Source organism: Anaerococcoides asporogena (assembly GCF_029590275.1).
In the GTDB taxonomy this organism is placed as follows: Bacteria; Bacillota; Clostridia; order Clostridiales; family Clostridiaceae; genus JG1575.
In genome coordinates, this window is record NZ_CP120965.1 from 1,015,658 (window position 1) to 1,029,628 (window position 13,971).

Consider the following 13,971-nt stretch of genomic DNA (forward strand, 5'->3'; position numbering starts at 1 on the left):
GTCCGGGACCCGACTAAGTTCATTAGATTCAACCCGGCCGGGGATCGAGGTTTATAGGTTCTAAAAACAAAAACCACCCTTTCGGTTCAAAACCTGCGGCAGCAAATCGCAGCTTGAACCGGAAGGGTGGTTTATTTCGGGTCATTATAGAAAAGGAATCTTTACTGCCTCGCCGGTCTGATTTCAGGTTGACTGAGCTGCAGCGCTATCACTTTTCCGGGTTACTCCAAGAGCGGGAGAGATTCGAATCTAGATTGCGGTCCAACCGCCATCCACCGCCAGGTACTGCCCAGTGGTATAGCTGGAAGCGTCGGAGGCGAAATAGACGATGGCACCGTCCAGTTCCCCGTCCCGGCCGGGTCGGCCCATGGGACAGTACATTTGGACAACGGCATCAAAGCCTTCCATCGCCAGTACATCCTGAGTCATTTCGCTGGGGAAATAAGCCGGACCGATGGCATTGACTGTGATATTATGTTTGGCCCATTCACTGGCCAGTGCTTTGGTAAGCATCAGGACTCCGCCTTTGGAGGCGCAGTATGCGGAAATGGGGGAACCGGCCATGGCAACCATGGAGTGGATGGAACCAAGATTAATAATCTTGCCGTATTTCTGCTCAATCATGACTTTGCCGACTTCCCGGGCAACATAATACACACCGTCCAGATTGATCCGGGTCGTGGACAGCCACTCTTCGTCCGTCTGCATTTCAGCCGGAATGCCTTTGCCTACACCGGCGTTGTTAACCAGGATATCGATATGGCCAAAGTGTTCTTTCACTGTCTGAACCATTTCAACGATCTGATCGGTTTTTAATACATCGCACGGAACAGCCAGGCAGCGAACGCCCAGTTCCTCAATTTCGGCTTTCACCTGTTCCAGACGATCTACCCGGCGGGCCGCAATGGCAACATCAGCTCCCTGACGAGCCAGTGCTTTGGCAAACTGGACCCCAAGTCCCGACGAAGCTCCTGTAACCAGGGCAACTTTTCCTGTCAGATCAAATAAATTTTTCATACCACACATCCTCCTGATAACGTTTTCTCAATCCAATTCTACCTTTTAGATAAAATAATGTCAATCTTTGATCTCTTTGATATTATTAATTTCTTTAAATTGATCTACTTACATTGAGGGCATTAAGCAGGAAAGCTCAAAGCCTGATCAGCAAAGGGCGTTCCGATGAAGTACAGGGCAGGCATTGTCTGATAAGATAGAAAGAGAAAAGGAACTGGAACTGAGAGCTTAACGATGGGAGTGAGGCGGATGGAAGTTTTGAAAATGGAAGGCGGTAATCTGGATGGTCTGGCATTGCTGGCGGCCGGATTTCGCACGGATATGTATGCATTCCAGGGAATCATTAACATCCTGGATGCCGATGCAGGCAAGCGGGAACTGCAGGAGGCGGTCGAAGCCGGACACCGGATCTATGGGGCTCGTCAGGGAGTTGAGTACATCGGTCTGATGATCTGCCGGGTGGTGGAACCCACCGTCTGGGTGGAAGCCTTGTTTGTCCGGGAGGATGCCCGGCGGCAGGGGACGGCATCCGCTCTCTTTGCCCAGGCGGAAGCACTGGCCCGGTCGTTTGGAGAAGACATGGTCTATGTTCAGGTTCATCCCACCAATCAGACGATGCTCCGCTTTCTCCAAAGCAGGGGATACAGCGTGCTGAATCTTCTGGAACTGCGCAAAGCCGTCCCGACCGAAAAAAACTGGCAGGGTTATCGGTTAGACCGAATCAAACTCCGGTCGCCGCAGCCTATATCAGCTCGCCGTCTGGCAGAAGCCATCAGCGGAAAGCCGATCCCGAAAAAGAAGAAGCGAAAAAAGAAGGCCCGACAAGCTGAGGCGTCTTTCCGTGATGACGGAGAATTCTGGGAAAGCAGCGATCAATTCTTTATGATTGCCGGATACCATGACAACGGCACCCCTTACGGCCTCACCTGGGAGGAAGCTCTGGACGAAGGACTTCTGACCGAGGCGGAAATAGAATCGAGGAAAGATTGTGTTAGCGGCTATGATAAATCCGGTAGCCCGGCTTTGCCTTATCTCGAGGCGGATGATCTGCCGTTTTAAGCAATGAATCGGCAAGGTGAATACATCAGTCGGCCGGGGCGGGCATCGCTTAACTGATGCAGAGTGGCTTTGCTCCAGACAGAATACCAGGGTCCCAGACAAATTGCTTGGGCATTCCCGGACAGAATGTGGCAGCTGTTACCTGCTGGGGTGCTCTGAAGAATGGTTTTAAAAACATAGGTACTTGAAAGTATGCTTGACTGAACTGAAAATTTATCGGAGGAAGCTTGAACTGAAGAGTGATAGTGAGTAAACTTACACTATTAAGACGTCTTAGGGAGCATAATATGACAAAAGCAGATTTTGTGGAATTCATGGATGGAAAACTGAAACTGGTCCGAACCGAATATGGACTGACTCAGGATAAAATGGCTGTTGTGCTGGGGATTTCGAAAAAGACGCTGGTCGAAATTGAAAAAAACCGGAAAAGTCTGGGCTGGACTGGAGCGGTGGCGCTGGCGAGCATTTTCTCCGGCAGTATTGTGCTGCAGGATGCCACCGGCGGCGACCTGGATGACATCATCATTGCGATTGCGTTCCGGGACATAACGGTGGATTACCCCAAGACCTGGGGCGGAAAAGTCTGGTGGAAGAGCCTGAATGATGAGCATGGCTATCGGCTGCAGCAGAATCTGTTCTCCCGCCATTTCCGGATTCTGGATCCCGACGATCGCCGGATCTTCTCCACCTTTAATCCGGAGGAGGCGCAGGAACGCTTGACTGAGCTCCTGCAGGAGCTTCCAAAGGAAAAGTAAGGTTCGGACTAAATTTCGAAGCACCCTGAGCCACCCGCTCTTGTTCGGAGCGGGTGGCTTGTCACTGAGCAGTCGATTTCAGCTTCAGATCGAACGACTGGAAGCAAACCGTTTGTGCCCCGAGCCGGATCAGGCTGTGCGTGGGTCAGGCGGAACATCAAGGACAGGAAGCATCCGGTCGAAGGATCGGCTGACTGTCCGTCGACAGAAAAATAAAGGAGAAAGCCGGCCCGGCCGGCAGCATCAGGCATGAAACAATCAATCACCCGTGATTTCTTGAAATATGCTGCCACCAATATGGCGGCGATGGTCGGAGTCTCGGTTTATATACTGGCGGATACCTTCTTTATCGCCAAAGCGTTGGGCCCAGTGGGGCTGACTGCCCTGAACTTCGCCATTGTGGTCTATTCAATTATTCAGGGCATTGGTCTGATGCTGGGAACAGGGGGAGCCATCGATTTTGCCGTGGACCAGTCCCGGGGCGGACAGCGGGATGACCGGGCGTTCCGTCATACCCTGATCCTGGGGGCGGCCTTCGCGCTGGTCTTTGTGGCGGCCGGTGCCTGGCTGCCCGCTTCGATCTCCCGGTTTCTCGGGGCGGATGCCATTACCCTGGCACCAACCAAAACTTATATTGCCACCATTCTCTGGTTTTCACCGGTGTTTCTGGCAAATAATATCCTGCTGGGCTTCGTGCGCAATGACGGCGAGCCAGGTCTGGCCATGCGGGCTATGCTGATCAGCAGTCTGTCCAACATCGTCCTGGACTATGTGTTTATGTTTCCCCTGGGCATGGGGATGTTCGGCGCTGCCTTTGCCACCGGACTGTCGCCTCTGATCAGCCTGGGCATCCTGGCGCTCCATTTCCGAGGCCATCACAGCCGCTTTGGCTGGAGCCGCGGACCGGTTGATTCCCCCCGCTTCCGCCAGGTGCTGACTCTGGGCATCCCGGCGCTGATCACGGAGTGGGCCGCCGCCGTCACCCTGTTTACCTTCAATCTGGTTATATTGAAGCTGGCGGGTAACCTGGGCGTTGCTGCCTATGGGATTGTTGCCAATGTCGCCATCATTGCCACTGCGCTGTTTACCGGACTGGCACAGGGAATCCAGCCCCTGGCCAGCCTGTACTTCGGCCGGAAGGATGATGCTGGCCTGCGCCATCTGCGGCGACTGGGAGCCATGGTCGCTCTCATCCTGGCCGTCCTGGTCCTGGGCAGCGTCCTGCTCTGGGCACCCCAGATCAGCGCCGTATTCAATGAAGCCGGCGATCCCGAGCTGGCCCGGATGGCCAATCAGGGCATGAAGATCTACTTCGTCGGCTTTCTGGCCGGCGGAATCAATATTCTCCTCATCTCCTATCTCAGCGCTACGCTGAAAACACTTCCCGCCATCGGGATTTCCCTGCTGCGCAGCAGCATCCTGCTGATTCCGCTTGTCCTCCTGCTGAGCCGTCTGCTGGGTCTGCCCGGTGTCTGGCTGTCCTTCCCCGCCACTGAAACTATGGTGCTGCTCCTGAGCTGGTTTTTGGCGTGGCGCAGCCAGCTCCCGGCAGTCAGCCCATCCCGGGAATGAGCAGCCGGAGGGCCTGACGGCAATATGAACGAACAAGGTTGAGCTGCCCCCGCTGGTCAGAGCTTTGGTGATTCAGACAGATGGATGATGCCAGCTGCCATCGTGAGTGGAAGGCATTCAGATAAAGCAGTAAAATGAGGATGGACCGGGACCTCAGCCACGAGGTTCAGTTCAGGCAGGGAAGGGATCAACGCATAGTACCCTACTATTTACAGGAGGCAGGAGAACAGATAATGACAGAACGTTAGCAGTATATTTATGTGCTTCGACCCGTTGAACATCTTCTGGTGGCGGAGCATTGGACCGAGAAAGAGGAAGCCATCACCAGGCGTCATTTTGTCCGTCTGGAACGGATGCTGGCAGAGGGGCGGTTGATTCTGGCCGGGAAGACAGGGGGTCTGGATGAAACGACGTTTGGGATTGTAGTTTTTGAAGCCGATTCTCTGGACGAAGCCAGGGAAATCATGGCCAGCGATCCCGGGGTCGCGGAAGGGATTATGACAGCAGAGCTTTTCCCCTATCGGGTCGCGCTGTCCCGGTCCTGAGACCGGATCAGATCTGTTTTGCAGGAGACCAGCCTGAGATGATGACCCCCGCTCCGGATGAAGCGAAGCAGTGAGGTCAGCGGCCAGGACAGACCATGGCGGAATGGCGGATCAATCAAGGGCATTTGAATACGGGAATCAACAGACGGGTGCCGCAACGTTCCCGTCTGTTTTGACGTGCCCGGCTCCAGCCGGGCAGGAGGCTTGCAGAAAGCAAGGGAAAGAATTACCTTGCCATCGTGGGGATGGATGACCCGGAAACCGGGGAACGCTGAGGCGATTACTGAGGAAAACGGGTTCTGCCCGACCGTCAGTTGGGGACTGCGCAGAGCCGGCAGGATGACACAATGTCCGGGAATCCGGAAAACCTGTTTCGGCAGTTTTTTTGCTGCGGTGAGAAGGATTCAACAACGCAGGCAGAGCCGAGGGAACAGTGAGCAAATGATGTGATTCTCAAACCGGAGTGACCGGAAAGGAAAATGGTATAATAGTAAGCGTGCCCATAACGGGCCAAGCATGAATCAAAGGGGAAAACAACTTGAAGCATAAAGATGTTCTTGAATTGAAAAAACGCCTGAAGAAGGATCACTGCACCATCAGCCAGGTCAGCGGCTGCTATGTCAACAGTGAGAAGCAGATTGTCGCCACCTATCGTGAAACCTTTCTGAACCTGGAGGAATCCGAGTTCTTTAAATACCTGGAAATTGCCAAGAAGATCCTTTCCGGCACCTGGGGCAACCATCTGCTGGAACTGGGATTTCAAAGAGAAGAGATCGGAGCCGAGGGCCGGCAGGCCATGCTGGTGGATCTGAAGCGGAGCCGTCTGAAGGATGACGAGCTCATCCAGGCATTCTATCGTCAGATCATCGACACGTACCAGACCGAGGGTAATTTTCTGATCCTGCTGTTCTCCGATGCCTATGACGTCATGAAGCGAACCAGGGACAATCTCAAGCTGGATGAGTCGGAGGAAACCTTTGAATACATTCTGTGCGCCGTTTGTCCGGTCACTTTGTCGGATCCGGGTCTCCATTACGAAGCTGGAGAACAAAGAATGCGAGCGTTGGGACGGGACTGGGTTGTTTCCGCTCCCGCCCAGGGATTCCTCTTTCCCGCCTTTTCCGAGCACAGCGGGGACGTCAACAGCCTGCTGTACTATACGAAAAACCCGCGGGAACCCCATCCTGAACTGATGGAGACCGTCCTGGGCTGCGAAGGCGTCATGACCACCGCTCTGCAGCGTGAATCCCTGCAGACTCTGCTTCACGAAGCGGTCGGCTATGAGGAAGAGAAAGCCGAGAACCTGTTCCTCGATCTGCAGGAAGAGCTCCACAGCATCGTGGCGGAGCAGGAAAACCAGTCGGAGTCGGATCCGGAACCCGTTGTCCTGACCAGTATTCAGATTCAGGATATTCTGGCGGACAAGGCTCCGGAGGAAGTCCTGCAGAAGATTGAGGAAGTCTACGAGGAATATTTCCAGAGCGATCTGCCCCTGGCTGATCGGATGCTGGATCCCAAAGCCCTCAAAACCGCGGAAAAGCGCAAGAAGGAGCAGGCTCTGGAAAAACAGGTGGAAAATCTCAAGCAGATGCTGCGCGACAGTGCCCAGGATCCGACACTGCCCTTGACCCTGGAGCAGACGGAGGGCGTCGATGTTCAACTGCAGGTGCGGCCGGAAAAAGTGGCTCAGATCAAAGCCCAGTACATCGACGGCCAGAAATGCATCATCATTCCGCTGGAAGAAGACGAAGAGGCCATCATCAATGGCCAGTCGGGAATTCTGTAACGAAGTCCAAGGAATGGGTTCTCCGCAGTTCCCTCGTTGCGTGAGGGCCTGATCGGGATTATACTCAAGGCAAGGAAGGGAAGATCTGTACCCTCAGCATCCATGCCTGATCAATGAGCTGATGCCAGCCGACCCGTCCGGGTCGGCTTTTTTGAGAGGAGGAACGCCATGCATCCGTTTTATGGACCAAGCAGCATGATGATCGGAGACGTTGATTTCTGGTGGGTCGGGCTGGTATCCATGGCCCTGTATCTGCTGTTCTGGGCAGGCGCCATCGTGCTGGCCGTGCGTTTGCTCCGAAAGATCGGTCTGGGGCGATGGCTGCCCAAACCGGATGATGCCATGGCGATCCTGCGGGAGCGCTACGCCCGGGGGGGAAATCGATCAGGCGGATTTCCGCGAGAAAGCGGCGGATCTGGCTGACACTGCCCCAACGGACAAACCCTGAGGAGGGGATATTCATGAAAGGGCGGGATCTGTTGTATCTGATTCGCTTTGGACTGACAACCGTATTGCTTCACCGCCAGGATCCGCTGGTGGGATCCCTCATCCTGACAGACCGCTGCAACCTGGCCTGCCGGCACTGTGCCGTGGCCAACAAAACCCTCGTAATTTACCCCTATTCCAGCGTAAGGCGTGACATGGAGCACCTGTACCGGCAGGGGGTTCGAATCCTGCTGTTTTACGGCGGTGAACCCTTTCTCTGGGAGGATTCGGGGCGAACGCTGCGGGATCTGGTAAGCGAAGCCAAGGCCATGGGATTCATCCTGGTCCAGGTTGTGACCAACGGAACATTCCCTCTGGACTTGCCCGAAGCGGATCTGATCCTGGTCAGTCTGGACGGAAACCGGCGCCATCACAATGAAATCCGGGGCGATACCTATGACCGGATTCTAAATCATATCGCAGCCGCGCCGAACCGAAATATCTGCCTCTATATGGCGGTCAACAACATCAACTGGCAGGACATCGAGGAAGTCAGCCGGCTTGCCCAGCGGCTGGCCACCGTAAAGGCCGTCGCCTTCAATTTCCATACCCCGTATCCAGGGGGAGAATCGCTGCAGCTCTCCCGGGAAGAGGCCCGGTCAGCCGTTCAGGCCATCACGGCACTGAAGCAGGACGGCCTGCCCATTCTGAATCTGGTCCGGGCATTGCCCAGGCTCATCGAGCACAGATTTCCAGCGCCATGCCGGCAGTGCGTGGTGATGGAGAACGGAGCAGGCTGGACCTGCGGCCGCTGCATTGAGATTCCAGGTTTGTGCGAACAATGCGGCTTTGCCTTCGCCGCGGAGCTGTCCCTGGTATTTCAGGGGAATCTACCCGTAGTCGGAGAGTTTTTGAGGACATATCTCAGACAGTTCTGACCGGTCAGTCGTCTGCTTATTTGTCGCAAGATCCATTTAAGGGAGGGAGTTTACCATGCTGACCACATTGCTTCGCCTTGGCCTGACACGGTCCATGGCTCCGTTTGAGTTCAGAAACCGGATGGATCAGCCGCTGCCCTTTGAGGATCTGGAGGAATTCGGGCTTTATGTCCATATTCCGTTTTGCCGGACGCTGTGCAGTTTTTGTCCCTACTGCAAGGAGATCTATGATCCGCAGCGGGCCGGGCAGTATAAGGAGAGCCTGCTGGCGGAAATTGAGCTGGCGGCGGGTCATCTCCGGGAAAGACAGCCGGTGACCAGTCTCTACTTCGGGGGTGGGACGCCTGCCCTGATGGGGGATGATCTGGCCGAGATCATTGCTGCCCTGGAGCGGTATTTTGAAATCCGGGGGGGCATCGGAGTGGAGCTCCATCCGTCAGATCTGACCGCGGAGACGCTGACAAAATTGAAATCGGCCGGGGTGACTATGGTAAGCCTGGGCATTCAGTCCTTCGAGAGGGACTGTCTGGAAAAGCTGGGCCGCTCCTGGGAACCCTTTGCCGACAAGGTGCGCCTGGTTCATTCCGCCGGATTTGACGTCATCGATGTGGATCTGATCTTCGCGATTCCGGGCCAGACGGAGGAATCCCTGACCCGGGATATTCAGACCGCCTTTGCCAATGGCGCTACCCAAGTGTCGACCTATCCATTCATCGATTTTACCTTTGCCCATAACACCTGGCATCCTATGTCGGACAAGGATAAGCTGCGTCTGCTGAAGCACCTGGCTAAAACCTGCAAGGATCAGGGACTGGTGCGGACCTCCGTCTGGACCTTTGCCAAGCCGGGTACTTCCCAGTATTCTTCCGTGACCCGGGACGCTTTTCTAGGATTCGGCCTGTCGGCCACGAGTCTGCTGCGAAACCAGTTCAAAATCAATACCCATTCCCTGGACGGGTATGTTGAGCGAATCTCCCAGGGCAGGCTGGCGACCTCCCTGACCCTGGATTTTACGTCCAGGCAGCGGGCAGCCTATTTCCTGTTCTGGAGCTGCTATGGCCTGCTCATCGATCCGGCGCGCTTTGAGCAGGTGATCGGCCAGCCCCTGACCAGGATGTACGGACGGGAACTGTGGCTGGCGCAAAAGCTGGGAATCCTCAGACAGGAGGGAACCCGGTATCGTCTGACCGATCGGGGCATGCTGCTGTATCATCAGGTGGAGCAGATTTATACCACGGCCTACATTGATCGGATGTGGAATATTTCCCGGCTTCAGGCATTTCCGCAGTCCATCCGCCTCAGGTAAGCTGAGAGTTCTGAATCAGAGCACAAAGGGCGGTATGATCCAGTCAGTATTGTAGTTTTCTCGAGATGAAAATCTTTCTTATTATGACAACGAACTATGGTATATTTATTCCGGTAGCAGGCAGGGGATTCTTCTGCTAAATTAATAGTTAGAAAAAGCCCTTCATCCGGTGGCCGTTCGAGGACATACGGAGAGGAGCTTTCTGAAAGAAAGGGAGGAAGTTATTTTGAATCTGGCACTGTACCTTGTGACCGCACTGCTCCTGGTCCTGTCGTGGACCCGGGATCGGAAAAAGACCCGCATGGCGATCAAAAAAGCCTGGAAATCCTTTGAAAACATTCTGCCGGAATTTCTGGTGGTCATTCTGATGGTTGGAATCCTGCTGGCACTGGCCGATCCAGCCCTGATCTCGAAGGTGATCGGAAGTGAATCCGGCTGGTCCGGAGTGATACTGGCAGCCCTGGTGGGAGCCATTACCCTGATTCCTGGATTTGTCGCTTTCCCCATGGCAGCGCTGCTGCTGAAAGGCGGAGCCGGCCCCATGCAGATCGGCGCCTTCGTCTCGACCCTGATGATGGTGGGTGTCGTGACCATGCCGGTAGAAATGAAGTACTTCGGGAAAAAGCTGACCCTGTACCGCAACGGCATCGCGTTTGCCTTCTCCTTTGTGGTAGCCTGGGTCATTGGAATGGTGGTGAGATAATGCAGAAAGAGAAAATGACAGGTCGCGGACCGAAGTCCCTGCTCCGGCGGTATCGGGCCTTTCTGATTGCGGCGGCAGCTCTTGGCCTGCTCACCCTGGTCAACCGGGAACTGGGTACAAAAGCCATCGACGTGACCGGCTATACCCTCAAGGAAATGCTGCTAGTCATCCCGCCGATCTTTGTTCTCCTGGGACTCCTCGATGTCTGGGTCCCCCGGGAAACCATGGTTCGGTTTATGGGCGAAGGATCCGGACTGGTGGGCATTCTCCTGGCCATCTTCATCGGATCGGCTGCGGCCGGCCCCCTGTACGGCGCCTTTCCCGTTGCGGCCGTGTTCATGAAGAAGGGCGTGAAGTTCTCCAACATCCTGATCTTCATCGGGGCGTGGTCTACCACGAAAATCCCCATGCTGCTGTTTGAAATGGCTGCTTTGGGGAATCGCTTTGCCCTGACCCGACTGGCCGTGGATATTCCCGGCATCATCCTCATTGCCTGGATTCTCAGCCGTCTGATCAGTAAGGCCGAGGTAGAGGAAATATACCGGAAGGCAGAGCAGTTTGACCAGTAGGGCAGGCTTGCCCCGGTTCAGGGCTTAGCTCAAGGAAGCATGGTCAGCCTTTGCTAAGTCATCTATTTAGTCATCCCGCAACATACCCATAATGACCCCTAACAACCCCTAACGTACTTAATAAGAACCAGTCACGCACCTTCCACGTAATCATAACTCATTCCTACAGTGGGAGAAGAGCAGCAGCAGGCCGGCAAAAAAGAAACCCACCCGATCAATGAACAAACCTGGCAGACGGTCTGAGCCGCTTCTGCCAGGTTTGTTCATTGATCGGGACAATCCGTTTAAATTTCAGGTGTAATCAGTCGACGATGACATAGTGGCCAGCGTAGGGCTCAACCCGGCCGATGACGGCATACGCCACAGGAGAGGCCTGCAGGTTTTCAAGAAGTGCGGGTACGTCGCTTTCGCTCAGACTGATGAGCAGACCACCGGAGGTCTGGGGATCATACAGCAGATCGGACAGGATGGGATCAATCCCTTCCGTCAGATGAATCCGGTCCTGGAAAAAGCTGCGATTTTTGGCTGCTCCGGCCGGAACCAGCCCCATGGCCGCGTAGTCGCGGGCTTCGGGCAGCAACGGAATGGATGATCCGGTGAGGCGAAGAGTTACCTGGCTGCTTTCGGCCATTTCCACCGCGTGCCCCAGCAGCCCGAACCCGGTAATATCGGTGATGCTGTGAACACCGGCCAGGTCTTTGGCGGCTTCTGCCCCGTAGCGGTTGAGCGTTGTCATGGAGAGGACGGCTGCCTGGGCAGCCGCGTCACTGGCGAGATCCGCCTTAATGGCGGTATTGATGATGCCCACACCCAGCGGTTTGGTCAGCACCAGCACATCGCCGGCGCGAGCATTGCTGTTGGTCATAATTCGATCGGGATGGACAAAGCCGGAGACCGACAGACCGTACTTGGGCTCGTCGTCGGACACGCTGTGCCCCCCGGCCAGAACCGCGCCAGCTTCGGTCACCTTGTCCTGGCCGCCTCTGAGGATGTCGGAGAGAACCTCCGGATCCAGGCAGTTGGGAAAACAGACGATGTTCAGCGCCAGGACCGGTTCGCCTCCCATGGCGTAGACATCGCTCAGTGAATTGGCAGCGGCGATCTGGCCAAAGGTATAGGGATCATTGACGATGGGTGTGAAAAAATCCAGCGTCTGGATCAGCGCGACCTCATCGTTGATCCGATAAACGGCGGCGTCATCGGAGGTCTCAATACCAACCAGAAGGTTCGGATGATCTGGTTTTTGCAGTTTGCACAGAACCTGTGCAAGGATCTCAGGCGAGATCTTGGCCGCTCAGCCGGCGGTCTTTGCCATGTGGGTCAACTGGATTGCCATGGGAATCTCCTTTGTGAATGAAATTGGCCTTGCCTTGGTGAATGCCTAATTGTCTGGTGTTCACCCCTGTCCTTATCCGGGCCGATGCGGAGGAGTCTCCGGTTGGGATCAGCCTGGCGGGAGGTTGTATGGCTACAGTGTATCAGGAATCGATCCGGTGAGGTATAATCAGAAAAAGAAATATGAGGAGATGAATTGATGATCACAAAGCAAGACACGCCGCTGGATATTGTGGAACAGTATCCGCAGACGGATCCGGTATTTCGCACATATGATGAACAGATCGGACAGTGTCTGTTATGTCACTGTTTGTTTGATTCCCTCGAGACCATTGCCCGGCGGTATGACATCGACCTGGCGGAAATGATCACTCGACTCGAGATAGCGGTCGTCCGAGCTCCGGGAGAAGGGATTTCCTGACCAGTAAGGATATGCCTGGTATAAGTGAGAATCGCTGCTCGGTCTTAAACAGAGAATCTCAATGGATCGAATCCGCTAACCAACGGCACATTTCCGGTTTGTCCGAAAACCATGGCATACAAGACGGTATGGACGACACTGAGAAAGAGATGTGCTAAGTTTGATCGAAACTTACAAAACCTTGCGCATGGGATCTCCTGTGCGCTTTCTTATTGTTCTCTATTAGTACCCGAATAATGCCCAGGAGAAGCGATTCCAGGTGATATCAGAGAAACTTATACTTCGAGGAAATGTGATATGAAATATATTATTGACATATGCCAGAAACAGAGTATTATGAAATTGTAAATAGCATATGCCAATAACTCGGCTTGAACGATTCGAGGAAACAAAAGAAGGAGGATGCAACATGCCAGGAAGAGATAGAACAGGCCCGCAGGGCCAGGGTGCGTTTACCGGACGAGGAATGGGAGTCTGCAATGCAGACAGTCCCAGAACCGGAACCGGACGAGGATTGGGATTGGGTGTGAGACAAGGTCTTGCGCGCGGCGCGAAATTTGGACTCGGTCTGGGACTTGGTTACGGCTGCAGAAGATGGTTTCGGGCGAATCAGAGTGTAGAAGCTTCTGACAGCCTGACCCAGGAAAAAGCGTATCTGGAAAGAAGACTGGACGCAGTGAACCGACAGTTGAGTCAGTCGAATCAGTCAAATTCAGTCAAGTAGGCGGGAGAATCCCCCGCCGGGTTTGTTCGAGGAGGTGATTTGATGCCAAGACCGAGAAAGTGGAGAAAAGTATGCTGCCTGCCTGAGATGGATCTGTTTGGTCCACTCAACGGGGATACGGAACCTGTGACAGATATTCCGATGACGGTGGAGGAGTATGAAACGATTCGCCTCATTGATCTCGAGGGTCTGACCCAGGAAGAGTGCGCCGAACGAATGCAGGTTGCCCGGGCAACAATTCAGGCGATCTATAAGGAAGCCAGAGGGAAAATTGCTCAGGCAATCGTCTATGGGCACCGTCTTCGGATTGGAGGCGGGGATTACCAGCTGTACAATGACAAGGAACGGCGCATGGGATGCCATCAGTGCCGCAGAGGCCTGTATGGCCGATGCTTCCAAAGTGAATTAATAATTGACCCGGATGATGGGTCGGAACATGAGGAGAATAATCGATGAAAATAGCAATACCAGCCGATGAACAAAAAATGGAAGGAAATGTCTGCATTTCCTTTGGCCGGACCCCGTACTATCTGATCTTTGACACCGAAGCCGGGACGGGTACCTTTATGGTCAACGAGGCAGCCCAAAGCCAGGGGGGAGCCGGAATCAAGGCTGCTCAGGCCGTTGTGGATTCAGGAGCCCAGGTACTTTTGACGCCCCGGTGCGGCGAAAACGCAGCCAAGGTTCTGAATGGGGCAAATGTCCGGATTCATCGCAGCATCGAAGGCAGCCTGACCGAAAATATTGAAGCATTCAAGGCCGGGCAGCTTCCGCCTCTGGAAGAGATTCATCCCGGATATCATGGACACTAAGAG

The 13,971-nt window shown here is 54.5% G+C and carries 16 protein-coding genes; 14 read left to right on the forward strand and 2 right to left on the reverse strand.

Annotated features, from left to right (window positions below):
* Positions 1 to 249 precede the first annotated feature (249 nt).
* Complete coding sequence (locus tag P6M73_RS04825; RefSeq protein WP_277854979.1) at positions 250 to 1,017, reverse strand: SDR family oxidoreductase; 768 nt, start codon at positions 1,015 to 1,017, stop codon at positions 250 to 252.
* Between the two features lie 249 nt (positions 1,018 to 1,266).
* Here P6M73_RS04825 and P6M73_RS04830 point away from each other — a divergent pair, with 249 nt between their 5' ends.
* The 10 genes from P6M73_RS04830 to P6M73_RS04875 all read left to right on the forward strand — a co-directional run bounded on the left by P6M73_RS04830 (position 1,267) and on the right by P6M73_RS04875 (position 10,676).
* Positions 1,267 to 2,076, forward strand: a complete 810-nt coding sequence (locus tag P6M73_RS04830) for a GNAT family N-acetyltransferase (protein ID WP_277854980.1) — start codon at positions 1,267 to 1,269, stop codon at positions 2,074 to 2,076.
* A 287-nt stretch (positions 2,077 to 2,363) separates the two neighbouring features.
* Entirely contained in the window at positions 2,364 to 2,831 is a 468-nt protein-coding gene (locus tag P6M73_RS04835; RefSeq protein ID WP_277854981.1) for a helix-turn-helix transcriptional regulator, read from the forward strand.
* A 249-nt stretch (positions 2,832 to 3,080) separates the two neighbouring features.
* Positions 3,081 to 4,403, forward strand: coding sequence for an MATE family efflux transporter (locus P6M73_RS04840; RefSeq protein WP_277854982.1), 1,323 nt, complete (start codon positions 3,081 to 3,083; stop codon positions 4,401 to 4,403).
* Positions 4,404 to 4,663: 260 nt separating this feature from the next.
* Positions 4,664 to 4,948: a YciI family protein gene (locus P6M73_RS04845; protein WP_277854983.1), complete on the forward strand. Its 285-nt coding sequence runs from the start codon at positions 4,664 to 4,666 to the stop codon at positions 4,946 to 4,948.
* Between the two features lie 538 nt (positions 4,949 to 5,486).
* Entirely contained in the window at positions 5,487 to 6,734 is a 1,248-nt protein-coding gene (locus tag P6M73_RS04850) for a DUF4317 domain-containing protein (RefSeq protein ID WP_277854984.1), read from the forward strand.
* A gap of 168 nt (positions 6,735 to 6,902) precedes the next feature.
* Positions 6,903 to 7,157 (forward strand): SHOCT domain-containing protein, encoded by a 255-nt coding sequence (locus P6M73_RS04855; protein WP_277854985.1) that lies wholly within the window; start codon positions 6,903 to 6,905, stop codon positions 7,155 to 7,157.
* 38 nt (positions 7,158 to 7,195) lie between these two features.
* Positions 7,196 to 8,098, forward strand: coding sequence for a radical SAM protein (locus P6M73_RS04860; protein WP_277854986.1), 903 nt, complete (start codon positions 7,196 to 7,198; stop codon positions 8,096 to 8,098).
* Positions 8,099 to 8,153: 55 nt separating this feature from the next.
* A complete protein-coding gene (locus P6M73_RS04865; protein ID WP_277854987.1) occupies positions 8,154 to 9,404 on the forward strand; it encodes a coproporphyrinogen-III oxidase family protein in 1,251 nt (416 codons plus the stop codon).
* Positions 9,405 to 9,630: 226 nt separating this feature from the next.
* Positions 9,631 to 10,107: a permease gene (locus tag P6M73_RS04870; RefSeq protein WP_489666473.1), complete on the forward strand. Its 477-nt coding sequence runs from the start codon at positions 9,631 to 9,633 to the stop codon at positions 10,105 to 10,107.
* Positions 10,107 to 10,676, forward strand: a complete 570-nt coding sequence (locus P6M73_RS04875) for a permease (RefSeq protein ID WP_277854988.1) — start codon at positions 10,107 to 10,109, stop codon at positions 10,674 to 10,676. Before P6M73_RS04870 ends, P6M73_RS04875 begins: the two co-directional genes overlap by 1 nt.
* Positions 10,677 to 10,977: 301 nt before the next feature.
* Here the strand turns inward: P6M73_RS04875 and selD are convergent, their stop codons facing one another.
* Complete coding sequence (selD, locus tag P6M73_RS04880) at positions 10,978 to 12,012, reverse strand: selenide, water dikinase SelD (protein WP_277854989.1); 1,035 nt, start codon at positions 12,010 to 12,012, stop codon at positions 10,978 to 10,980.
* Positions 12,013 to 12,210: 198 nt separating this feature from the next.
* Here selD and P6M73_RS04885 point away from each other — a divergent pair, with 198 nt between their 5' ends.
* The 4 genes from P6M73_RS04885 (at position 12,211) to P6M73_RS04900 (ending at position 13,968) form a co-directional block, all read left to right on the forward strand.
* A complete protein-coding gene (locus P6M73_RS04885) occupies positions 12,211 to 12,432 on the forward strand; it encodes a disulfide oxidoreductase (protein ID WP_277854990.1) in 222 nt (73 codons plus the stop codon).
* A gap of 409 nt (positions 12,433 to 12,841) precedes the next feature.
* Entirely contained in the window at positions 12,842 to 13,156 is a 315-nt protein-coding gene (locus P6M73_RS04890) for a DUF5320 domain-containing protein (RefSeq protein WP_277854991.1), read from the forward strand.
* A 42-nt stretch (positions 13,157 to 13,198) separates the two neighbouring features.
* On the forward strand, positions 13,199 to 13,612 hold the full coding sequence (locus tag P6M73_RS04895) for a DUF134 domain-containing protein (protein ID WP_277854992.1): 414 nt from the start codon (positions 13,199 to 13,201) through the stop codon (positions 13,610 to 13,612).
* Positions 13,609 to 13,968 carry a NifB/NifX family molybdenum-iron cluster-binding protein gene (locus tag P6M73_RS04900; protein ID WP_277854993.1) on the forward strand — a complete coding sequence of 120 codons (360 nt, stop codon included), beginning with the start codon at positions 13,609 to 13,611 and terminating at the stop codon, positions 13,966 to 13,968. The genes P6M73_RS04895 and P6M73_RS04900 overlap by 4 nt, the downstream gene beginning before the upstream one ends.
* Positions 13,969 to 13,971 lie beyond the last annotated feature (3 nt).

Coding starts and splice junctions, on each gene's coding strand:
- P6M73_RS04900 (WP_277854993.1), top strand. CDS start 13,609: ATGAAAATAGCAATACCAGCCGATGAACAAAAAATGGAAGGAAATGTC.
- P6M73_RS04865 (WP_277854987.1), top strand. CDS start 8,154: ATGCTGACCACATTGCTTCGCCTTGGCCTGACACGGTCCATGGCTCCG.
- P6M73_RS04885 (WP_277854990.1), top strand. CDS start 12,211: ATGATCACAAAGCAAGACACGCCGCTGGATATTGTGGAACAGTATCCG.
- P6M73_RS04855 (WP_277854985.1), top strand. CDS start 6,903: ATGCATCCGTTTTATGGACCAAGCAGCATGATGATCGGAGACGTTGAT.
- P6M73_RS04875 (WP_277854988.1), top strand. CDS start 10,107: ATGCAGAAAGAGAAAATGACAGGTCGCGGACCGAAGTCCCTGCTCCGG.
- P6M73_RS04860 (WP_277854986.1), top strand. CDS start 7,196: ATGAAAGGGCGGGATCTGTTGTATCTGATTCGCTTTGGACTGACAACC.
- P6M73_RS04825 (WP_277854979.1), bottom strand. CDS start 1,017: ATGAAAAATTTATTTGATCTGACAGGAAAAGTTGCCCTGGTTACAGGA.
- P6M73_RS04890 (WP_277854991.1), top strand. CDS start 12,842: ATGCCAGGAAGAGATAGAACAGGCCCGCAGGGCCAGGGTGCGTTTACC.
- P6M73_RS04835 (WP_277854981.1), top strand. CDS start 2,364: ATGACAAAAGCAGATTTTGTGGAATTCATGGATGGAAAACTGAAACTG.
- P6M73_RS04830 (WP_277854980.1), top strand. CDS start 1,267: ATGGAAGTTTTGAAAATGGAAGGCGGTAATCTGGATGGTCTGGCATTG.
- P6M73_RS04840 (WP_277854982.1), top strand. CDS start 3,081: ATGAAACAATCAATCACCCGTGATTTCTTGAAATATGCTGCCACCAAT.
- P6M73_RS04895 (WP_277854992.1), top strand. CDS start 13,199: ATGCCAAGACCGAGAAAGTGGAGAAAAGTATGCTGCCTGCCTGAGATG.